At 45.5% G+C, this 21,360-nt stretch carries 20 protein-coding genes and 3 pseudogenes; 19 read left to right on the plus strand and 4 right to left on the minus strand.

Annotated features, from left to right (window positions below; genetic code table 11):
* Positions 1-283: 283 nt before the first annotated feature.
* The 16 genes from MM817_RS14970 (at position 284) to MM817_RS15045 (ending at position 12,576) form a co-directional block, all read left to right on the plus strand.
* Positions 284-640, plus strand: coding sequence for a hypothetical protein (locus MM817_RS14970; RefSeq protein ID WP_241716658.1), 357 nt, complete (start codon positions 284-286; stop codon positions 638-640).
* Entirely contained in the window at positions 615-872 is a 258-nt protein-coding gene (locus MM817_RS14975; RefSeq protein WP_241716620.1) for a hypothetical protein, read from the plus strand. The genes MM817_RS14970 and MM817_RS14975 overlap by 26 nt, the downstream gene beginning before the upstream one ends.
* Before the next feature lie 162 nt (positions 873-1,034).
* Positions 1,035-2,126 (plus strand): GNAT family N-acetyltransferase, encoded by a 1,092-nt coding sequence (locus MM817_RS14980; RefSeq protein ID WP_241716622.1) that lies wholly within the window; start codon positions 1,035-1,037, stop codon positions 2,124-2,126.
* On the plus strand, positions 2,123-3,385 hold the full coding sequence (locus MM817_RS14985) for an MFS transporter (RefSeq protein ID WP_241716624.1): 1,263 nt from the start codon (positions 2,123-2,125) through the stop codon (positions 3,383-3,385). Before MM817_RS14980 ends, MM817_RS14985 begins: the two co-directional genes overlap by 4 nt.
* Entirely contained in the window at positions 3,382-5,103 is a 1,722-nt protein-coding gene (locus MM817_RS14990) for a hypothetical protein (protein ID WP_241716626.1), read from the plus strand. The genes MM817_RS14985 and MM817_RS14990 overlap by 4 nt, the downstream gene beginning before the upstream one ends.
* Before the next feature lie 358 nt (positions 5,104-5,461).
* Positions 5,462-5,575, plus strand: a complete 114-nt coding sequence (locus MM817_RS14995; protein ID WP_241716628.1) for an RRXRR domain-containing protein — start codon at positions 5,462-5,464, stop codon at positions 5,573-5,575.
* 149 nt (positions 5,576-5,724) lie between these two features.
* Positions 5,725-5,991 (plus strand): hypothetical protein, encoded by a 267-nt coding sequence (locus MM817_RS15000; RefSeq protein ID WP_241716631.1) that lies wholly within the window; start codon positions 5,725-5,727, stop codon positions 5,989-5,991.
* Complete coding sequence (locus MM817_RS15005; RefSeq protein WP_241716633.1) at positions 5,981-6,256, plus strand: hypothetical protein; 276 nt, start codon at positions 5,981-5,983, stop codon at positions 6,254-6,256. Before MM817_RS15000 ends, MM817_RS15005 begins: the two co-directional genes overlap by 11 nt.
* A gap of 124 nt (positions 6,257-6,380) precedes the next feature.
* Positions 6,381-7,289 (plus strand): aminoglycoside phosphotransferase family protein, encoded by a 909-nt coding sequence (locus MM817_RS15010; RefSeq protein ID WP_241716635.1) that lies wholly within the window; start codon positions 6,381-6,383, stop codon positions 7,287-7,289.
* 58 nt (positions 7,290-7,347) lie between these two features.
* Positions 7,348-8,244 (plus strand): alpha/beta fold hydrolase, encoded by an 897-nt coding sequence (locus MM817_RS15015; RefSeq protein ID WP_241716637.1) that lies wholly within the window; start codon positions 7,348-7,350, stop codon positions 8,242-8,244.
* Between the two features lie 113 nt (positions 8,245-8,357).
* Positions 8,358-8,714, plus strand: a complete 357-nt coding sequence (locus MM817_RS15020) for a cupin (RefSeq protein WP_241716638.1) — start codon at positions 8,358-8,360, stop codon at positions 8,712-8,714.
* A gap of 413 nt (positions 8,715-9,127) precedes the next feature.
* The gene (locus tag MM817_RS15025) at positions 9,128-9,634 is read left to right on the plus strand and encodes an NUDIX hydrolase (RefSeq protein ID WP_241716641.1); all 507 of its coding nucleotides are present in this window, start codon (positions 9,128-9,130) and stop codon (positions 9,632-9,634) included.
* Between the two features lie 131 nt (positions 9,635-9,765).
* Positions 9,766-10,542, plus strand: a complete 777-nt coding sequence (locus MM817_RS15030) for a class I SAM-dependent methyltransferase (protein ID WP_241716642.1) — start codon at positions 9,766-9,768, stop codon at positions 10,540-10,542.
* A gap of 159 nt (positions 10,543-10,701) precedes the next feature.
* On the plus strand, positions 10,702-11,235 hold the full coding sequence (locus MM817_RS15035) for a GNAT family N-acetyltransferase (protein WP_336605198.1): 534 nt from the start codon (positions 10,702-10,704) through the stop codon (positions 11,233-11,235).
* Between the two features lie 192 nt (positions 11,236-11,427).
* Entirely contained in the window at positions 11,428-11,898 is a 471-nt protein-coding gene (locus MM817_RS15040) for a GNAT family N-acetyltransferase (RefSeq protein ID WP_241716644.1), read from the plus strand.
* A gap of 123 nt (positions 11,899-12,021) precedes the next feature.
* Positions 12,022-12,576 (plus strand): O-methyltransferase, encoded by a 555-nt coding sequence (locus tag MM817_RS15045; protein WP_241716646.1) that lies wholly within the window; start codon positions 12,022-12,024, stop codon positions 12,574-12,576.
* Between the two features lie 243 nt (positions 12,577-12,819).
* On the opposite strand, the pseudogene MM817_RS15050 reads toward MM817_RS15045, so the two are convergent.
* Positions 12,820-13,955 (minus strand): annotated as a pseudogene (locus MM817_RS15050) (IS3 family transposase).
* Between the two features lie 110 nt (positions 13,956-14,065).
* On the opposite strand from MM817_RS15050, the gene MM817_RS15055 reads away from it, so the two are divergent.
* Complete coding sequence (locus tag MM817_RS15055; RefSeq protein WP_241716648.1) at positions 14,066-15,151, plus strand: IS110 family RNA-guided transposase; 1,086 nt, start codon at positions 14,066-14,068, stop codon at positions 15,149-15,151.
* A 203-nt stretch (positions 15,152-15,354) separates the two neighbouring features.
* Here the strand turns inward: MM817_RS15055 and MM817_RS15060 are convergent, their stop codons facing one another.
* The 3 genes and pseudogenes from MM817_RS15060 to MM817_RS15070 all read right to left on the minus strand — a co-directional run.
* Complete coding sequence (locus MM817_RS15060) at positions 15,355-17,121, minus strand: ABC transporter ATP-binding protein (RefSeq protein ID WP_241716650.1); 1,767 nt, start codon at positions 17,119-17,121, stop codon at positions 15,355-15,357.
* The gene (locus MM817_RS15065) at positions 17,118-18,857 is read right to left on the minus strand and encodes an ABC transporter ATP-binding protein (RefSeq protein WP_241716652.1); all 1,740 of its coding nucleotides are present in this window, start codon (positions 18,855-18,857) and stop codon (positions 17,118-17,120) included. The genes MM817_RS15060 and MM817_RS15065 overlap by 4 nt, the downstream gene beginning before the upstream one ends.
* Positions 18,858-19,091: 234 nt before the next feature.
* Positions 19,092-19,472: pseudogene (locus MM817_RS15070) on the minus strand (helix-turn-helix domain-containing protein); the annotation flags it as partial.
* A gap of 617 nt (positions 19,473-20,089) precedes the next feature.
* Between MM817_RS15070 and MM817_RS15075 the strand changes: the two are divergent.
* Positions 20,090-20,548, plus strand: coding sequence for a hypothetical protein (locus MM817_RS15075; RefSeq protein WP_241716655.1), 459 nt, complete (start codon positions 20,090-20,092; stop codon positions 20,546-20,548).
* Between the two features lie 168 nt (positions 20,549-20,716).
* A pseudogene (locus MM817_RS15080) lies at positions 20,717-21,222 on the plus strand (isochorismatase family protein).
* Positions 21,223-21,360: the final 138 nt, after the last annotated feature.

Genomic DNA, 21,360 nt, shown 5'->3' on the forward strand with positions numbered 1-21,360 from the left:
CCCTGTACAATTCCAATCAATGTATTTCAAAAAAGCGAACAAAAAGGCAAGCTAAATCCAAGGTGCAATCCGTCAGACTGTTTTGATATTCTTTGTTCGGTGTGTCCACCATATTGACTTAATACCAGTTCTACAGCTGTGCATAAAAGCCGGTTGGGTTCAATTTGGGGCGATGAGTTGCCCGAGGCGCTACAAACGGCGCGGTGGACGAAAGCCAAAGGAAGTGCAGGAAGACCCGGCCACAAAGATGCAACGCAATTTCACCGATCCGGAGTCAGGGAACATGAGGACGTCCACTGGCTTCATACAGGGGTACAATGTACAGGCTGTGGTGGATGAGGCACATCAGGTGATTGTGGCTACGCGGGTGTCGAACAAAGGAACGGATATGGGACAGATCCCTGAGATGGAACGCCTGGCGATGAAGAACACAGGAAGAAAGATGAAACAGTTGTTGGTGGACAAAAGGGGACGCGAAGACGAGCGATATGCATTGGTTAGAGGAAAGTGTTCGGGTGGATGGATACATAGCAGTATCACGCGAGAAGCACCACGGGCAAGGGGGATCGGCCCCACGAGGCAGAATTCCAAAGAACCTGAATGCGTGGCAACGAATGAAAATTGCATTCATCCAGTTTAACGGGATGACGACGCTCGATTTAATCGGATTTTATGATACCGTGTTGCGCCTACCGCGATTTAGTACGATGGACGTGTCTTCCGACCTGTGTGCACTGACGGAAGAAGTCAGGGATGAGTACGGACTTGTCCTGAAGACGCAAAAGGTTCAACCTGGTTCAGACGCTCTCGCTACAGGAGGTACGTCATCTGCTTCAATTGCCGGGAGTGGTTCATGTAGTTCAGCATGGTGAGGGAATTCGTTATCCGGATTCGAATCCGCGTGTCTTCGTATTAGGCGACACACTAGATCAGTTGCTTGTTAGGATCGACAGGGTATCTAAAAGTGTTGCTCTTCGCGACACCACCTCCGAATTGACCACCCAATTTAGATAACAAAGGGGATATGGTGTCGAATGCGCATACAATTTGACTATGTAGGCGATATCTCTGAGCGACAATGGAGATATTTTGTGGCTCGATGCGAGCCGTTTGCTACTCCGGAACAAAACCTGGATTGGATGGCATTTCTAGAGCGCCGATCAGACCTGATAGATCGGAAACACTGTCCACCCATAAAGGTCATGTCGGTATGGAACGCCAAGGACTTAGAAGCCTTATTTTATGTGAGCGTAGAGGATAATCTCCATGTGACTTCCGCCGACGCCAGGACGTACGTCAACTTATCTAGAGAACTTTGCGCGAATATCATCGGATTCCATGTCAGACTTTCACTCGCGCATGGTCTTGGGTTGATTTATGCCATCGGTGACAACGGCAATCGGGCCGTTATGGAGGGGATCGAGGCTCTGGAATACCATGCGTGGGAACGTGGCCTGAACTACGTGCAAATCTCGCGCGTGCATGCAGACTCCGATCTGAGGAGCTTTCTGGCAAAGCGTGGCTATCTAGAATTCCCTAATATATCGAATTATGTGCTTGATGTTACTTGGGGCAGTTTCGATGAATATCTGGGAAGCGTTAGCGGAAAGACGCGGAGGAACATACGAAGAGATAGGAGAATCTTCGAGTCATCTGCTCTCTACCTTGGGTTACTTAATTCAGAAGTGAATTTTGATCGACTTTACCATCTCCATGAGGCCGTTTGCGAGAAATACGGTGGCAAACCATACGTGCGAAGGGACTTCTTTAGGACGGCTCTTAGTGACCTTTCTGGATTCGGTGGCGTATGCGCTTTTTATCAAAAGGAACCCGTGGGCGCGATTCTCTGTTACCGATCAAACGAGGTTCTCTCCGTCAAGTTCGCGGGTATGAACTATCAATGGAGAGAAGCCAATGTATATCCGAACCTGATGTATGGTGTCATCGAACAAGCAATCGAATCTGGAATTCGCAAAATTGCACTTGGACTAGCCAATGAAGAGCAAAAGAAGAGATTGGGTGCTAGAGAGGAACTATCCTATAGATACATCCTACCTTTCTCGACTGATCTCAAGGTTATGCTGAGTTCAACCCTTGCATTATGGAAGGGGGCGCCGATGTCGTGAGTGAACCGCCGTTACAGCAAGCATCTGAATACCGTCGCTCGTTGATAAGCCCAACTGCCTCCTTCCTGATTTTGAGTCGGGTAGTATCCAACCTAGGAGATCAATTTTATTTGTTCGCCATCCCCTGGCTGGTATTTACATTAACAAAATCCGCCTGGGACATGAGTCTTATGAGAGTCCTTGATGGCCTCCCCTATGTGTTTCTTGGCGCCGTGGCGGGTCGCTTAGCAGATACCGTTTCCAAACGCGCCCTTCTCATGGTCTGTGTTATAGGCCAGGCGCTTCTCGTGTGCCTGCTCCCCTTGTCATTTTGGCTCCACATGAATGACCTGTGGATTGTATTTATGGTGGGTTTGCTAACCTCCTCATTCGGCTTCACCTTTAGTGTGACATACGAGAGCCTCATACCGATCATGTCACATTCGGATTCCTTAACCGCGGTAACGTCACGCATCAAAAGATACTCTCAGGTTGCTAGGGTGGTGGGACCTGGTTTGGCAGGCGTGATCGTAGGAATAATCGGAGTTATGAATATACTGTTACTAGATGCTGTTTCATTCGTAATCCTCTTAGTGGGGTTGCTGTCGATTCGTGACTGGGCGGATCGGGGAAAAAGGAAGGATAAATCCAAGACGATGAAAGCGAGGGATGTTCTTAAGTTCATATGGTCGGAAAGGCCCATTCGGGTCAGCGTGATGCTGGCGATGTTGGAAAACACCGGACTGGCACTCTCCGTGCCGCTGATCGTTCTGTACGTGCCCACGCAGTTTCATGTTGGAGCCGATATGACAGGTGCCGTCATGACCGTTGCAGGACTGGCTGCCATTGGTGGGAGCTACATGCCCGTGATAAGCGAAAAGACAGGCTTATCTGCGGGAAGTCAGATTATGTTTTCGATGCTGTTCATTACCTTGGGATACTCCGTTATGAGCGTCGCACCCTCATACGTCAGCTTCATTGCTGGATTTGCGCTTCAATCACTTGGGGCTATGTGGTTTAGCATACTTGCGACAAGAATTCGCCAGCAGTTTTCACCTAAGGATAAACTGGGTAGCGTAACTTCTCTGTCATTCAGCATAGCGAGGGTGACCACACCGCCAGCCATGCTGTTGGGAGGGATTATAGCCACAGCCGTTAATATTCATATAGTATTTTCTATAACGGCAATCATCAGTCTTCTTTCATTATTTTTTTCTATATCAATTTTTAACATAAAATTAGAGTCTCCAAGCAAGTCATTGGGAGGGAAGCCTTTATGAAGCGCTTTATCATGTGTTTGGATCAGGAGGATTCGATCTTACGCATCGCGGAAGATTATGCGAAAAGCACCGGCGCCACAAAGTGGCACGGAGAAATAGAACAACTGAACCCGGGAAGTACTGTTATTGTATTTGGGAGGCCGAGTCATTTTACCCAGGACCATTTGAGAACATTTGCGCGACGAAGCGCGGACAATATTCACGTTGGCATTATGACAGCGAAAACGGATGATGGATTGAAGGAATTTTGCCTAAGGAGTAAAGAGAAGTTGCTGTCCAAAAGTGGTAATGGCAAAGTGATAACTTTGGCATTCAACGAAAGTGGGGAAGATAAGAAGATCGGGCGTCACGAGATTCATTACGGAGACAATGCAAAGATTGAATGGATTGCGAACCATGAACACTATGAAGTGGCCACGATTTGTACGCACGGACGAGACGATATACTGTTTATGGCTGATGGTGGTATTTGCGGATATGACGAACACGATACCTCAAATGATGACGGTGAATTACCCGCCTGTGCCTTTGGACCACTTTGCGTATCAAGGCGAGGTCGCGTGCCCATCAAGAACCTTAATGTACAGATTCTCATGGTTAACTCATGCCTTGGTTTTAGATTGACCCCAGGAGTGTTTGGCACAAAATATGTGCTTGGGCTGTCGGCAACAACCAATCCGCATATGACCAATTTGGTGGCCAGCGATTCCATACAGGCTGGTCATGAGTACTATAATCATCTTTTTGCCCAATGCCTCATGGAGGGAGAGACCGTTGGAGCTGCAGTTTCGGAACTGAACAACAGGATAGTCAAGACGGGGAATGATATAGCTCGTTTTAATATCATTGGAGACCCAGACATCAGATTATCCTATGCAGATGATGCCACTGAGAGACTCCGCGAGCCATCTCAGGCAACAACCAAGTCTCCCATTCAGTTAGGCGAAGTGTCATCTCTGCCCTCGTTTACAGCGGCGACACGACGACGAGTAGCGCTCGATAGTCTCCATGCAACCGGGTTACATACTCAGCGTCTGCAAGGGCTTATAAGGGACGCGAGCATGCAGTACCTCTCGCTTGCCAGATTCAAACACGAGGCCATGGTTGATGCGGAGATTCGTTCTAAAGTTGATTCGAAAATTAAGACGATGAACAAGACTTGCAAGCAAATTGACCAAGAGGTTTTGTCGTACTTGACCGATCGAACTTACAAAAAGAACTATTTCTTCCCTGAAGTGTACCAACCACTTTTCGACATTGCCAATACCCAACTTGTTATTTGCCCCCTTTGCGGAAAACATGCAGACCTAATTTCTAGGAAAAGCTATTACTGTGATTCTATAAGAATTCAGTTAAATTGCCCTGTTTGTGGTATCATCTCCGATGAACCTAATGAACAAACAGCCACAACCTCCATACAATTAGATCGGCGATTTGCCATAGGTGACAGGATTCAGGGCACTTTGAGTGTTAAGGGATTGTCTCTAGAAGACCTAGAAACCTCTGTAGTGCTAGTTAGGGGGGACAAGTATAACATCAGGTTTGAGGACATCAACGTCACTAGAACAGGCGATGAGGCGCATGTTCATTTTTGCAGTGGCATTATACCAGCCGACACTCTCCCACACAATTACTGGGTGCGGTTATATCTTATGATTGATGGGTTTCTCTCTTGCTATCACAGAAATATCTGGATCAGACCTAAAACGCTGGTTTAGTCGGGAGCATGGCGGACTTTCAAGCACACTCAACCTTGGGAGGAAATGCCGATATGGACACTCGTTGGTCTGATGTCATCGAGGCAAGACGTTGGGATGCGTAGAGCGACCGTGTCAATCACCCACCACTTAACACCATAGGCGTTTGAAGTGGTGGCTTGTAAAAGCTCTGATTGACTACCCTACGTTTTTACAAACTACGTTGGTTAGGTCATGACACCTATCGATGATCCTCAAGTCGGTAGCCCTGCCGTGGATGGTTAAAAGCCTTGATGGGTAGAGGCGGTACTGTTGACATGACAAGACTTTCCAAAATTGGGTATGAGGCAATAACCCCACAAGATGGGAGGAACACTATATGTTAGTGTTTGTACTCAATCAGTATGGTCAACCTTTGATGCCACGCTCTCCACGTAAGGTAAGACTTTTACTAAAGCAACAAAAGGCAAAAGTAACGAAGGCTACGTGTTAAGGCGTTTAACTTCCCAATGATACGAACTAATCTCTCTGCATGAATATTCAACGGTAAATCCCGGTTCTTGGCCGGCTAATGAGGCAGTTATCCGTAACAAGGATCCGTTATAATTGGGGTATGCAGAACGGAACGAGGAGGATATAGCTATGGCGGTCAATAAAGAGGATCTTTATCGTTTAATTGAACAAATCACCGATCCAATTGAACTTGAGACAGCCTATCGAGCTATTGACTCAATAGTTAAGCATGATGACCAGTCCTGGTACTGGACAGAGCACTGGCATCAAGGAGAGCTCGAAGCGGAACAAGATAAGCAGGCTGGGCGCGTTAGTCGTGACTTCAGTAGCGCGAGGGAACTGTTCGATCACCTTGACAACATCATTTCACAAGAAGGAAAGACAGATGAACATTGAGTTGAGCAGGCGTTTTGAAAAGCAATATCATCGCTTGGTTAACGATGACCAACATCTTCGCATCTCCATTCAAAACACACTAGCCCACTTACTGAACTTTCCACCAGTACACCCGTCTCTCCGCTTGAAACGGGTTAAGGGAACAGATGGAATCTATGAATGCTCAGTAAACATGGATGTCAGAATCACGCTTGAATTCGCAAAAGAAGGCGTGTTCCTTCTCGGAAATATCGACCATCACGATGAAGCGTTAAGGAAACCGTAATATCACAACATGCTGTCCTGCATAAAAACATGTTGAGACACTTTCTGTCTTGCTCAACTAACGAAGCAGGAGAGTTAAATAAACCGCTATTCAGGGGAAAACGAAATGGAACAGGTGAAAAGGGATGAAAGATCCCATGGGCTACCCCAATGACATGATGAAGGTGTTGCAAACGAAGTTTGGAGACTTGGTTGGAATCGAATCGCTGAGAGGCGTCGCAGGTTCACAATCTTCTACGTGCAAGTTCCAATTTACAAGCGTAGACGTCGTGATTAAGTCGTCGGCTCGTAACAGAGAGCGGTTATTTTATGAACGATATGCACCCGCCCTTCGTGAACACGGCGTCCACGTTGCACAACTTTACTGGGCAGGGATGGACTCAGTTCATACCAACTGGATCGCCCTCGAATATGTGCCTGGAGTCTTTCCTCAAGAACACTGGAAGAACAATCCGACACAAATCAACATGTTGTGCACATTACATTCTTATAGTTCAAAGCATATCTCGTTAGCCGACGATGTCACGTGGTATCGTCCAAAATGGGATGACGAAATGACAGAGCAGGCTCTAATGTGGTATAAGGGCTGTTCCAAAATCGAAGAAATCAAGTTCATGCTCAGAAATGCACAGCACCTATCTCAAACCCTCTTTGTTCCACATGGCTGTTTATCTGGTGACCCTAACCCAACGAACTGGCGCTTGCGTTCCAACGGAGAACTTGTGATGCTTGATTGGGAGAGGTTTTGCGAAGGGAATCCGGCAATTGACTTGGCAATCACGATGCCCAACCTGGGGACGCAAGACCTATCTTCGGAAACTCAACTTGCTCAGATTTACAAAGGGTTCTGCAGAGACATGAGCGAGGACGCCTTGCCATCAGAGTCCGATTTTGCAGTTCAAATTCGTTTAGCAAAAATATGGACGGCTGTCGAGTTTATAGCAACTGCAACTCAGGATGCTGACAACTACCCAAAAACTACGGTCGATTACATCGTGACAGAGCTTCCTGCTTTCCTCAGTATGTTGCCTTAGACTAGATTTGCTGGGGCATCGTTATTAGACAACGACAGTGGTCAAACTGGAGGGTCCAATGAGGCATCTTATAAGCATAGGGGAAAGAAAGCTTGAGACTGAAATTCGTGGAACAGGCGAAAAGACAGTTGTGGTCTTGCCAGGGATGAATTCTTCCATTGACGACTGGAACGAGGTTATCCGTGAACTTTCTGATATGTGTAAAGTGATTTGCTTTCACCGAGCTGGCTGTGGTGAAAGTGAACCCAATTCATTTGGAGCATCGGTCATACAGACCGTCCGGGATGTACGTTCGCTGATAGATGCATTACAGATTGATACGCCAATAATCCTGGCAGGTCATTCTTACGGAGGGCTTTGTGTGCAACGTTTTGCTCGTGAGTATCCCGATAGTGTATCTGGGGTTGCACTGATTGACTCAACCTCCGTTGACCTGAACAGGTTAGACTCATTACCAATACCCACTCTTAACGAACAGCAGTCAGACGATGACTGGATAGCCGAATGCAAACGATACGCTTCTATGACGCCGACAGAGATTTTCGAATGTAATCCCTATATATTTGATCACAATCAGTCTCAGCTTTCTGAAGACACAAGAGAACGGATTTCAAGGTTTTATACTAATCCCACCTTGTATAAAACGATGCTTCAAGAGGTAGAAGTTTGGTATCAATGTGCCAAGGAAACAAAGGAATCGGGACACTTCCCTGACGTTTCGTTAAAAGTGATTGCCAGGGATTCGAAATATTGTGTTCAGATACTCATGAATGATGGAATTCCGAGAGATGAAGCAGAGCTATTTGAACAAACGTGGCATGATTTGATTCTTAAACAGAGCGATCTGTCGGGACAGAGCCAGTTCATTACAGCGATTAATTCAACTCATTTTGTTTATAAAGATAGACCTGACATAATCATTCAGGCGATTACGGAACTCATACGGATTTGTTGAGACTCAGTGAATATGCGGAACATTGTTCAGGCAACACACCTCACGGGAGATGTGTCCGATAGACAAACATATAAACTAATCGTTAGCGACACCAGGAATGAGGTGATTGCCGAGTGCAAATCTTTTTGTTTGGTCAAGAGATTGGGAAGAGCATTACTCACTTCGATTCAAACTTCATCATGTCACAAGTTTTGCTAACTGATAAAGCTGCACACATAGGCTGCATGCATCTCGAATCCAACGGAATTATAGGTTTTCACCAAGCTCTTTCCCCACAATTACTGCTTGTTGTAAATGGGCAGGGATGGGTTCGATGCGATTCTGAAGAAAAGGTTCATGTTGTAATTGGGGATGCAGTTTTTTGGAACAAGGGAGAATGGCACGAAACGCAGACTGAAACTGGATTAACAGCGATTGTTATCGAATCCGATGAGTTAAACCCATCACTATTTATGCCCCGTAGGGAATAGATTCGTTGCTGAACAAACGGGCTCAAATTTAGGAGTCATTAGCGCTCGCCTGTTGTATGATTATACGATGGCACACGCTTTCGGAACATTGCGCAAACGGGTAGGGATCTCCAATTACGAAGTCTAGCTTTCGAGGGTCAAAAATCAAGAGGTGCGTTGAGATTGGGTTCGGGATACGGGGTTTATCCGTACCGAAATCGCAAATGACAACGGCGACGAAACCGAGCATAGGGGTATTGGGAACTTGACCAAAGTTGACGGTGTGTATTTACGTGTTTGGGCAGGATAGACAGTTTATATTTGGAGTAGTAAAGGAGGGGTTAAGAAAATGAGGAAAAATCGAAACACGTCTAAGTTCTTGTTTGGCATCGCAGGAACATGAACGCAGAATTTTCATGGTAAGGGATGATTCAATGAGTGAATTTATTTATGCGGACTGGAACGGGCATCATGTCAAACTCACATGGTATCCAATGAAAGACTTATCCGAAAACATAACGGTTACAAGTGTCCATGGGTACTGCTTTAGTGAAGGCAAGATTCTTTTAGTGAATGTCACTGGAAGAGGGTTTAACGTTCCTGGGGGTCATATAGAGAACGGCGAAACTGTAGAAGAAGCGTTTCACAGAGAAGCATTTGAAGAGGCATATGTCAAGGGGGGAATTCACTATCTTGGGGTCATAGAAGTTAGTCATGAAGATAATCCGTTATTTGTAACTGGAGGAAAGTACCCACTTATCGGCTACCAAGCATTTTACAGAATGGATATCAAAGAATGCTACCCTTTCCTTGGTACAAATGAGACAACATCACGCATTTGGGTTGAACCTGAACAGGTGAAAAACGTAATGAATGACCATGAACTCGCTTTGTTAGTACTGCAACATGCCTTGAAAATGGACGAATGCTTGTTGGATTAAAGGGGGCAAAAATTCAAGTTCCCTGAGCGCCCACCTGTTGTATGATTATACGGTGGCATACATTTTCGGAATCTTGCGCACTTGGGCCGGAGAGCTTAACAAGGCATTGAGAAACGAGGGTGAACGTACAGGTGTCGATAAATCATGATAACTTAGAGGAGTATCGAGATGCTGATACCTATGATTCCATAAACGGAGGATTTGAGATCGGCGGAAATTTCTATATGAATTTAGCCCGTGAGTACGGAAGCCCCATCTTAGAGATTGCGTGCGGAACGGGTCGAATAACAGTTCCAATGGCAGAGCAAGGATACGACATCACAGGAGTGGACATCACTCAAGAAATGCTTGAAGCCGCACGGCAAAAAGCAACACAGCACGGCGTTTCTGTGAAGTGGGTTCACGGTGACGCAAGGAATCTTGAATTACAGCGAACTTACCGAATGATTTTTACCACTGGCAACTCCTTTCAAGCCTTTTCGGATCGCCATTCACAGGAGAGATTACTGCTAACAGTTCACAAACATTTGGACAGCAATGGCGTTTTTGCGTTCGAAACGAGAAATCCCATTATGTCACAACTGTCGACCAGCAACGGCAAGGAAGAAGATGCAGGTACGTACGTCAATAAAGAGGGAAGAACCGTTTTCGTTACTGAACGGTGTTTGTATGACCACCGAACCCAACTGGAGCATTATGTGACCCGTCGCCGATGGAAAACCAAATCAAGTGCAGAGGAAATTTCGGATACCCGAATTGCGATTCGTTACGTTTTCCCTCAAGAGCTTGAAGCCCTGCTGCATTATAATGGATTTTACATGGAACAAATGTATGGCAATTTTGACTTAAGCCCTTTCCAATCCGATAGTCCGCTGATGGTATGCGTTTGTCGGAAACGACCAATCTAACCACTTATTTTATTGCGTTAACGGGCACAAAAATTCAAGTTCCCTGAGCGTCCACCTGTTGTATGATTATACGATGGCACACGCTTTCGGAACATTGCGCAAACGGACGGAAGTGTTGAATAAGTCAGAACTTTATTGGTGTGAGGCGGGTATAAAAATATGACAATGTTCCTTGAGACAGAGCGTCTCATCTTGAGAGATTTTGTAGCGGATGACTGGGAGCAGGTTCATGTTTATGCTTCAGATGCCGATCTTGTTAAGTTTATGGATTGGGGTCCCAATTCCGAGAATGCCACAAAAGATTATATAGACACGATGATACAATCTCAACAACAGACGCCCAGGGCGGTCTACGAATTTGCGATAACCCTCAAAGAAAATGGTTTTCTAATCGGTGGTTGCGGACTGCACGTTGAGGAACATTCACAAGCCTCACTGGGTTATTGTCTAAACAGGGGATTTTGGGGATGTGGATTTGCATCTGAAGCAGCATATGCGCTGTGCAAAGTGGGATTTAGGGAACTCAACGTTCACAGAATTTTTGCGACGTGCAGACCGGAAAATATTGCTTCAGCAAAAGTAATGGAGAAAATCGGCATGACAAAAGAAGGCTTGTTGCGAGAACATTTCTACGTAAAAGGAAAATGGCAAAGTTCCTTCCTCTACTCTGTTCTAGCCAATGAATTTCGTTGAACGCACGGAGGTATTTGCGAGAAGCAGTTCCCATTGACGTTTGCATAAACATTCGTCAGCGGAAGTCGATGCTTTATCAGCTCTCGGGCCGTAATATCCCATAGCGTATCTCTTGAAAATTCATGTAACAACCCAATAGATATCCTCATGGAACGGAAGGTGCGAGGTGAACTCAGCATGGTGAACGGCGGATTGCCAGTTAGACTCCGTGATTTGGTATTACCTGATGACGTGGAGATTGCAATTCCTTGGTATACAGATGCCGAAGTTCTTTATTTTTCGGAAGGTCCCAATGTAGCGCCATTCGATTACAATCGAATTGAGAAAATGTATAAATGGCTGTCGCAAAGAGGACAAGTCTACATTATTGAGGTATTTGACGGCGGCTGGGTTCCAGTTGGAGACGTTACTCTGTGTGAAGAGTTAATACCGATAGTGGTCGGTGACAATCGGTATCGGCGTCGTGGTGTTGGGAGTCGTGTCATAGAATTACTGATTGAGAAGGCGAAAGGTTTTGGGTGGAGCAAATTGACCGCACATAAAATATTCGCTTATAACACTCCGTCCATTAAGCTGTTCGAGAATCATGGATTTATAAAAACGTCTTCCGAAACCGACGAAGATGGGCACGAGTTCTTTCGTTACGAAAGGAAGCTGAACTGAAAAATAAACTGTGTAGAATTGATGCAGTGCATAAACATGCGCAACGTGGCGCAAATCGATCTTGCGCTCAAGGGCCGAAGAGTTTAATAGTATTGCTTTCTAAATTCGAAGGAGGGCACAAACTTGCAAAGACCAACACTTGTTAACCAAGCGGTGAATCTAGCTGACTCGCTTGGTTTCAAAAAATCCTGTCTAAATGAGGTTGGGGAACTTCTTTATGTACTAGCTGGCTATGTTCAATTGGGCAAAATAGCGGAGATTGGAACGGGATGCGGAGTCGGCACTGCTTGGATTGCCAGTGCAACATCGCTCGATGTTTACACGGTGGACAATGATCACAAGAGAGCAATCGAAGCAGGAATTTTGTTTTCTGAGTGTTCGAATGTTCATTCCATTTGCGGTGACTGGGAGCAGATTCTTCAACAAGGTCCGTTTCAACTTGTATTCGTTGACGCAAAACCAGCGAAATTAGAGGGCAGCGATAAGGTTATTAATGCCACTGAAGTAGGCGGACTTATTGTAATTGACGATCTAACGCCAATTGAATTTTGGGCAGATGAATGGAAAGGGAAACCCGATCCAGTTCGTGATACCTGGTTGCGTCACAATCAATTGGCGAGCATAGAAATACGTACCTCGACAAAGGCATCTGCCATAATTGCAAGGAGAATTGCTTGACACTGTTTTGTCGTTAACGGGCGCTGATCTCAAAGAAGGATTTGCTACCATTCGTGTATAAATATCTACCAAGGGATTTTTTGGACTCTGTCGTTATGGGGCCGGAGTGCGATATACGGAGATATGTTGAATGATTGACCAAACTGGTCTACGCAACCATTACTTTGTTGATGTGGTATTAAGTCAATAGAATAGACACCCCAAACTGAGAATTTGTAAGTTTTAGTATTCTGATATGGACACTCAGCTAACTTCAACCTCTTGTTCGTGGGAATATTTTACTTTCTGCTCGGCCGGTGATAAAAAGCCGATAGACGAGTGAACGCGTTCCCGTTTGTACAAAATTTCGATGTACTCAAAAATTCGTTGTATGGCTTGCTTACGCGTTTTACACTTTTCCAGATAGACGAGCTCACGCTTGATGATGCTGTGAAATGACTCGATACACGAATGATCAAAGCAGTTGCCTTTGCGGCTCATGCTCCCGACCATTTCGTATTCTTGCATCTTGTTCTGGTAGTCATGAGAGGTGGATTGGCTCCCACGGTCTGAATGATGCAGTACAGAGCCTACGGTGTTTTGACGTTTAATAGCCTGGGTTAGCGCCGTGATGCACAATTCTTTCGTCATTCGTGCATCGGCATGCCAGCCCACGATTTTCCGGCTGTACAAGTCCATTAAACTCGCCAAATAGACCCAGCCCTCATCCGTCGGAATGTAGGTTATGTCCGCCATGTACACCTGGTTTGGCCGCTCTGCGACGAATGTCTGGTTCAGCACATTCTCATGTACCGGGTAGTTATAGTTTGATTATGTGGTCGCCTTATACTTGCGAACCGTACGACTGCGAAGTTCGTGATGGTAGCCACCATCTTCTCTGTGCAGGATTTGCGTGATTTTGGGGCTGCCATAAAGTCGACGAGACTTCACAAATATCTGATGAATCCGCTTCGTGATTCGATTTAGGAGTTTGAAACGCTCGCTCTCCGGGCGCCTGCGCCATGCGTAATACCCGCTCCGAGATACATCCAACATCTTGCACATCTTCTCAACCGGAAATGTGGAGCGGTATCTATCGATGAATGGGTACTTTACTTCCGGTCGTTCATGAAGATGCGCGCCGCTTTTTTTAAGATGACGTTCTCCTCTCGTAGTTCGCGAATCTCCCGCTCAAGATCCCGCAAAGCCTTTGCGTCCGGCTTAAGGTTCCCGCTACCAACGAACGGAGTAGCTGGATCCTCCTTGAACTTCAATAGCCAGCCATACAACGTCTTTGGAGATACATCCAGTTCACGCTCGACCTGGCTTGCTGGTTTCCCACTTTCCGAAACTAATTGGACAGCATGAAGTTTGAATTCCTTGTCGTACTTCTGTGTCATGTAGCTCACACCCAAATCACCTTATTTTTACATTCTCAATTCGTTGTGTCTACTATTTCATCCTAACACCAAGGTTGTGCGGATCCGACCGACTTGGAGGTGTACGTGCTGTGTATTTTGTTGGTATTGACATTGCTAAACGCAATCATGAAGCCTGTATCATCGACTCAACTGGGCAGATTCAAGGCAAGACGCTACGTTTCACAAATTCTCAGGCTGGTGGTCAGAAGCTAATCCAGTGGATGCAGAATGTCGATCACGATTTGTCATTCACAGAAGTAGCCTTGGAGGCCACAGGTCACTACTGGCTAGCGTTACACTCGTTTCTCCGTAAACATGGTGTAAAGGTTCATGTCATCAATCCCATTCAGTCGGATGCATTTCGCAACATGTACATTCGACAGACCAAGAATGACACGAAAGACGCATTCATCATCGCTGAAGTATTACGCTTTGGACGGTACACCACAACAGAACTCGGCAGTGACGAGATCGTTGCCTTGCGACAATTGAGTCGATTCCGGTTCAGCTTGGTCGATTCCATTTCAGACTTGAAGCGACAGGTCATCGGCCTCTTAGACATGCTGTTTCCTGAATATGAGCGCCTGTTCTCTGACCTGTTTGGCAAGACGTCTTCCGAATTGTTGATGAATGACACCACGCCAGAAGAAATCCTTGCCGTAGATACGGAAGAGCTGGCAGCCTTCATCGCCAAACACAGTCGAAATCGCCTAGGTTTAGACAAAGCCGAGGAAATCAAATCCGCCGCCGAGTCTTCATTTGGGATCGACACAGCACTCGACGCATTTCGGCTACAATTGCGCCTGCTGCTTCAGCAAATTCGCTTTACAGAGGAACAGTTGGATTCCCTGGATGTCGAGATCGAAAAACGTCTCAAAAGCGTTGACACCAATCTCGTGACGATTCCCGGAATCGACCCAACGGTACGAAGTTCAGGAGAATTTACCGGAACACGTAACCGAATGTCCAAACGAGGCTCACCCTACTTGCGACGCGCCATTTGGCTTGCCGCAAGTGTTGCGAAAATACACAACCCAATCCTCAAGGATTTTTACGATCAGAAGCGGGCACAAGGCAAACACCATCTAGCTGCAACGGGCGCTGTAGCGCGTAAAATGACGTACATCATTCACGCCGTTCTGCGGGACAAAAAGCCATACGAGCCAATCGCGTAGGACAGCATTTTATACTGAAAATTAAAAATATGTCTGTCTATGGCAGGCTTATATAGATGCGTCCAAAATCACTTTCCGTCATTGTTCTTAGAACTCAATTGAGTGCTTGACATTAGATAGCTGGTCTTTCGACCTTCTAATTGCACCTGACCAGGATCGTTTCGATGAGAATGGCGAATAACATATTTCACATTACTCATCTGCTATGCTAACATCTCTTCTAGCAACAATTGTCTCATCTCTTCGCAAGACTCCAGCAAATCGGACAATCTACCATTTCCAACAACTCGTCCCTCTCTAAGCACAATAATTTGATCGGCACGTTCCAGTACCGCACGACGATGTGAGACCACTAGATACGTCGCATCGTCACTTTTGGTAAACAGTCGATTCCACATTAGGGATTCTGTTTCAACGTCAAGTGCGCTCGACAAGTCATCCATAACAAACAATTCCGGCTCCCGGACGAACATCCGAGCAGCTGCCGTCCGTTGCCGTTGACCTCCTGACAGATTAACCCCGCGCAATCCAATTTTCACATCCAGCCCTTCACTAAACTGTGCTATATCCTTTTCCAAAACTGCAAGATGAATAGCACTTTCCAAATCGACGTTCGATTCCGGTAACCCCATCAAAATGTTCTGCCTTAATGAATCGCTGAACAATCGAGGAACTTGAGGTGCATAAGCACTTCGCGGAGGCGTGAAAAAAGTGGCGGCATCTTTCACCTTCTCACCGTTCCAATACACTTCTCCTTTTGTTACGGGCAAAAGACCAATCAGCGCACGCAGCAATGTCGTCTTACCGGAACCAATTCGTCCGACAACAACGGTCAGGGCACCACGCTTAAGTTCTAGATTCACATTTTCAATACCTCTTCCCGTATCCTCGTACGAAAACGATAATCCTGTTGCCAACAGCGAATTCAAGTGATGGCTTTGCGTTTTCTCCACATATGGTACTTCCGGCAGCGACTCCTTTAGATAAATTGGACCGTGTTTAACAATCTCTTCTTTGGGAGCCCCTTGCAGCAACTTGTTAATGCGGTCAAACGAGACCGTTACTTGCTTCAATTTGGCGGAGAGCAACCCGGAACGTCGAGAAAGTTGCGCGATAAAGGTTAAATAATAAATAAAGGCAGCAAACTGACCAACTGTAAAGGAACCGTCTCTCATCGAAGCTGCAACCAGCAACAGAATAATGCCGGTTCCTACATCCACGATATTAGTAAAGACAGAGGAAAGAACCGCACTAAACACGCTTTCCTTAATCATCGCATCCTGACGTTCCTGGTTGACCATCTGAAAACGGTTCATAACCGAACGTTCGGAAGTATTCGCTTGAACTGCCTGAACTGCACCGAACAATTCACCTATAAATCCCGTTAGGTTGGCGGTAGACTTTCGGCTGTACTGACGAAGCTTGTCAATTCTCTTGCCAGCCTTCTGTGCCAAGAACGTTACGACTGTCAGTGGTATAAACACAACAAGCGTGATCATCCACTGCATCTGCATCATAATGACAATAGCGATGCTGGCAAAGACCAGTGCTCCTACGACATCCAAAAATGCAGCCCAACCTAAAAAGACCGTTACCTCTTCGACGTCTTCCCTGAAATTAGAGATTGCTTCACCAGCAGAAAATGGTAACGCTTTTGCAGCCGGTTTTCTCAAGATGTTCTGTAGCATATTTTTTCTCATTAGAAGACCTATTGAATTGCGAAAAACGACATCTGTATCAAAGTTTCCGAAATTAGTCATGATTCGAGCCACATTTCCCATCAGAAAGAGGGCAATGATTCCCCATACTGTATTCGCAGCTGCATGATTACTCAACGAATCAAAAAAACGGTTCCCAAAATAAGCAGGCAAAATGAGCAGAACCCACCCGGCGATCGCAAAAAACGCATACAATAAGTATTTCCATGGACTAAATTTCACTAGAGCGTACAGCAATTGTTTCGTATTCATGCCAGCAAGGCCTCCATCCCATGACGAAGAAGCTGCGCGTAGCGCGAGGTATCGGATCTTTTCAATTCTTCGCGCTTACCGTACTCGATGATTTTTCCTTGATCCAAAATCATGACATGGTCTACCCGTTGGATTGTTTGAAGACGATGGGCGATAATGATACCTGTCCGATTCTCCAGCAATCTTTCTACTGCTTGAGACAACAATCGCTCCGTTGCTGGGTCGAGTCGAGAGGAGGCTTCGTCGAAAATGACTAGACCTGGGTCTCGTAGATAGATTCTTGCAAAGGCGAGAAGTTGCCCTTGGCCAGCCGATAATCCCTCACCACCTGCACCTAGCTGTGTGTCGAGACCGTTTTCTAACGAATTTAACCACTCTAACAGTCCTAGCCGTTCAAATGCATCCAGGATTTTCGCATCTGAAATCGCTGGATTAAAAAAGGTTAGATTATCGCGAATCGTGCCCGAGAACAATTGCACCTCTTGTGTGACGATGGCTAAACGACTTCGCCATTGTTCGATCGTTGCAAGCTTAGCATCAACACCACCTAAGCGAACGGAACCCTGTTGCACGTCATAGAAGCGGAACAACAATTGCGCAATTGTGGATTTCCCACTGCCAGTTCGGCCCAAAAGGCCTAGCTTTTGCCCAGACTCCAAGCAAAAATTGATCCCTTTGAGTACTATCTCATCCTCTTTGTAGCCAAAACGTACATTATCAAATTCAACGGCCAACGCCGACTTTGGAAGCTCCTTACCCGGGCCATCGACCAGTTTACTATCGATACTCAAAAACTGCTGTGTTCGCTGTATACAAGCCTGCGCTTTCTGCAAATCCTGAAATTGCTGGGCGATCTGTTCCACCGGCGTTCGAAGCATGTTAACGTACATATAAATCAAAAACGCCGTCCCCAGCGAAATTGATCCTTTCCAGAACAAATACGCCCCGAATGACCACGCCATCCCCGTTCCAATAGCGAAAATCAAAATGGTGGTATTCCATGTCACACCGGAAGCGAAGTACGCTTTTTTGTCAGTCCAAAGCTTTGTACGGCTTAATTCAAACAATCGCCGCATCACATATTGCGTGGCCCCATTCGAGCGAACATCCTCCGTTCCTGCCAACCGCTCCTCCAAAAACCCAAACAGGCTAGCACTGCTTTGCCTGGTATCACCCCAGCGCGGTACTGCATAGTTGCGCATCCTTTTCAAAACAAGCATCGCGATCACAGTAAAGACAGTAAACGCTGCTCCCATCATCCAATTTATTTGAAACAGTAAAGCCAGCATGCCTAAGAGCAGTAAAAAATTGCTCACTACTTTGACTCCAAAATGTGAAAAGAAGTTCGCCAAAACCGATACATCACCATCTATACGTTCGATCATGACCCCAGGGGTCTGTTGATGGTGAAATGTCATATCCAATCGTAGAGCGTGGGCTGCTAAGTCGGTACGCAAAGCGTTAGTCGACTTCCAAGCCACCTTTTCACCAAGATACGTCGCAGCAAGCGAGGTGCCCTGTGCAGCAATTGCCACTACGATGTACACTAAAGCGATAACAATGAGTGCAGAAATACTTCTCTTTTCTGATGTAGAGTTAATAAACAATCGCACGATTTGTGGGTTGATAAGTTGAAGGCCCGTGCCTACCAAAACCAAAACCATCAACCCCGCCAACTCCCTCAAATGGGGTGACAGATATCTTCTCCACACTTCATACCCTGATCGCTGCTTCACAAAATGCCCCCCATGTAATGCTGCCTGTTTTGGCTAATTCATAATGGACCTCTGTCAAGTTACTGGACATAAATCGAAGAACTATTTTACGCAACTGACGCAGACAATAGATCCTCCATCTGCTGAGGTGTTTTATAGCCAAGCGCTGAGTGAATTCGGTTGCAGTTGTAGCGCCCTTCAAAATACTGAAATACCTTTGTGAATGTCATCATCGCCCAGTTCTTCAGCAGTAAATGGTGACCAGAATACCGTTACATAGTTCCACTGACTAAATCGATGAAATAACTCTTGAACTAGTACCAACTGCCCCATGTTGCTACGTGCAACCTAACCGACAGTACCGCCTCGAAATAAAGGTGCGAAGAGGTCTAAAACCTTAATACCAGATACCATCATAGCAATTCCTCCCCCTCTAATAACCAATTCATCTAAAGTGCAACCAGCTAGTGTTGCTAAAGTGACCAAGGTACGAACTTCAGCTTTTGCTAACGATATTTTTCCAGCACACAAATTTGAGACAGTCGCAGGACGGAGCCCAGATGCTTTGGCGACTGTCGTCAGGTTCGGAATACGACGGCGTAGAAGTGGTACGTTTAATCGAATATCGTCATCCATTTTCCCACCACCTTCGACTTATTCGTCTTTACTGTAATTATAATTACTCTATAAGTCAATTAAATGTTACTTTAAACAGTAAAAATAATTACTAATAGTTGATGTATCAGAAAGTCATGCGAACTCGATTCAACGTTTACCTTGATGATTATCTGTTAAACTGGGTCGCTAACTATAGGAGGGTAGATATTACGCTTAAGGGTTGCGACTTGAAAGTCGTCGGTAATCATGTGGTGAAAATCCACCCGTCCAGGACTGTAGACGCGAACCTACCGTGACGTGGGGCAGCAGTAATGCGGCTTTGCGATAGCTCACGGGACAACGTAGCCGTGCCAGATAGAGTGAATCCGGGTCGGAGCTAGGTACCAGTGAACCCCATCCATATAAATCGCGTCACGACAAACAAGCGAAACACCATGACACGCTTGAGCCAAAAGGCAAGTGGCCGGAATGATGGAATGAACGGTGCGTAACTTGAGTTCATAATAACGGGTGCTGATCTCGAAGAAGGATTTGCTTACGTCGATGCATAAATATATAGCAAGGGATTTCTTGGGTTATGTCGCTCTTGGGCAGGTTTACGACAAAATAACGATGTTTTTGGAAGGGGAATAGAATTGAAAAAATTTGCTTGGTTGTTGGGTAGTGTGGCGTTGTGTATGCTGGTATCAGGATGTTCAACCGCACCGCCGCAAACATTTAATTATAAAGACGTACATTTCAAGTTGGTTAATCGCCAGTCAATGAACGGTGCGAAATCATACACGATTCAAATAACAAGTACCTCGTCTATGGAATTGACCCATCTTTCCTTATATCTTAGTTATCCAATAAAACTTCAAAACGGCAGTCAGTCGAATCCCTTTGAAATTCAAGGGAGAACAAACCAAGCAATAGTTACTTTGGATAAAGGACAGTCTGCACAATTCACTTTTTACGCTCCAATAAAACAAGTCTTTGGCGATTCAACACTGCTTGATTTTAACACTCCAGAAATTGAGTTAGATGGATATACGAAACAAGGAAATACGGAAACCCCATTTGAAATGGGTGGTGAGTTAAGTCAGTATAAATAGTCACTTACGGGGGCAAGAAAGCTGGATGGCGGCTGCATCGGGAATGGCATAAACATTCAGAGTAGACAAGTCATCGTTACGGGGCTATCGGGCCGGAGAGTCCAATAGCATTTATAGTAAAATAGGACACCGAAAGCTAATTTTAGTGGCGGAGGTTTCGATGACCCGGTGTGGGGAAAACGCAACAACTTACAAGCGGAAGGAAATATTGAAAGGATTCTTCGCCACTGGCGAGAAACGAATCGCCCTGTCTTTCATGTTCAGCACTTATCTATGAGTTCTACCAGTCCTCTTCGTAGAGACCATATCGGAAGTGAAATTAAAGATGGTGTAAAGCCCTTACTTTATGAACCTCTGTTCCAAAAAGTGTAAAAAGTGCATTCATCGGCACAGATTTGGAAGACTGTTTGAGAAAGAATGGGTATCAAACAATCGTTATTGTAGGGCTAACGACGGATCACTGCATTTCTACAACGACCCGCATGGCAGCAAACCTTGGATTTAAGCCATACCTCATTTCAGATGCTACGGCAACTTTTGGGCGTATGGGAGATAAAGGGAAGTATTATTCACCCGAAGAAATTCATGAAATCAATTTAGTTAGCCTTAATCACGAATTTGCCACTGTTATGGATACAGCTACACTTATGGGAATTATTGAGTCGGTGATATAAGAACCGTGACACCGGCTTGTTGTATGAAAATGCAACGACAGGTTATTTTTCTTGTTGAACTTAGAGTGTAATTCAATGTGAATAATCATAAAGTTCGCGATATACTGAGAAGACAATGTTTCCGTGTTCGTTAAAACA

This window comes from Sulfoacidibacillus ferrooxidans (assembly GCF_022606465.1).
GTDB classification, from domain to species: Bacteria; Bacillota; Bacilli; order Alicyclobacillales; family SLC66; genus Sulfoacidibacillus; species Sulfoacidibacillus ferrooxidans.

Bases quoted from the DNA above. Each gene is read 5' to 3' on its own strand.
- MM817_RS15025 (WP_241716641.1), top strand. From the start codon at position 9,128: ATGAGTGAATTTATTTATGCGGACTGGAACGGGCATCATGTCAAACTC.
- MM817_RS15000 (WP_241716631.1), top strand. From the start codon at position 5,725: ATGGCGGTCAATAAAGAGGATCTTTATCGTTTAATTGAACAAATCACC.
- MM817_RS15035 (WP_336605198.1), top strand. From the start codon at position 10,702: ATGACAATGTTCCTTGAGACAGAGCGTCTCATCTTGAGAGATTTTGTA.
- MM817_RS14975 (WP_241716620.1), top strand. From the start codon at position 615: ATGAAAATTGCATTCATCCAGTTTAACGGGATGACGACGCTCGATTTA.
- MM817_RS15015 (WP_241716637.1), top strand. From the start codon at position 7,348: ATGAGGCATCTTATAAGCATAGGGGAAAGAAAGCTTGAGACTGAAATT.
- MM817_RS15060 (WP_241716650.1), bottom strand. From the start codon at position 17,121: ATGAATACGAAACAATTGCTGTACGCTCTAGTGAAATTTAGTCCATGG.
- MM817_RS14990 (WP_241716626.1), top strand. From the start codon at position 3,382: ATGAAGCGCTTTATCATGTGTTTGGATCAGGAGGATTCGATCTTACGC.
- MM817_RS14995 (WP_241716628.1), top strand. From the start codon at position 5,462: ATGTTAGTGTTTGTACTCAATCAGTATGGTCAACCTTTGATGCCACGC.
- MM817_RS15005 (WP_241716633.1), top strand. From the start codon at position 5,981: ATGAACATTGAGTTGAGCAGGCGTTTTGAAAAGCAATATCATCGCTTG.
- MM817_RS15010 (WP_241716635.1), top strand. From the start codon at position 6,381: ATGAAAGATCCCATGGGCTACCCCAATGACATGATGAAGGTGTTGCAA.
- MM817_RS14970 (WP_241716658.1), top strand. From the start codon at position 284: ATGAGGACGTCCACTGGCTTCATACAGGGGTACAATGTACAGGCTGTG.
- MM817_RS14980 (WP_241716622.1), top strand. From the start codon at position 1,035: ATGCGCATACAATTTGACTATGTAGGCGATATCTCTGAGCGACAATGG.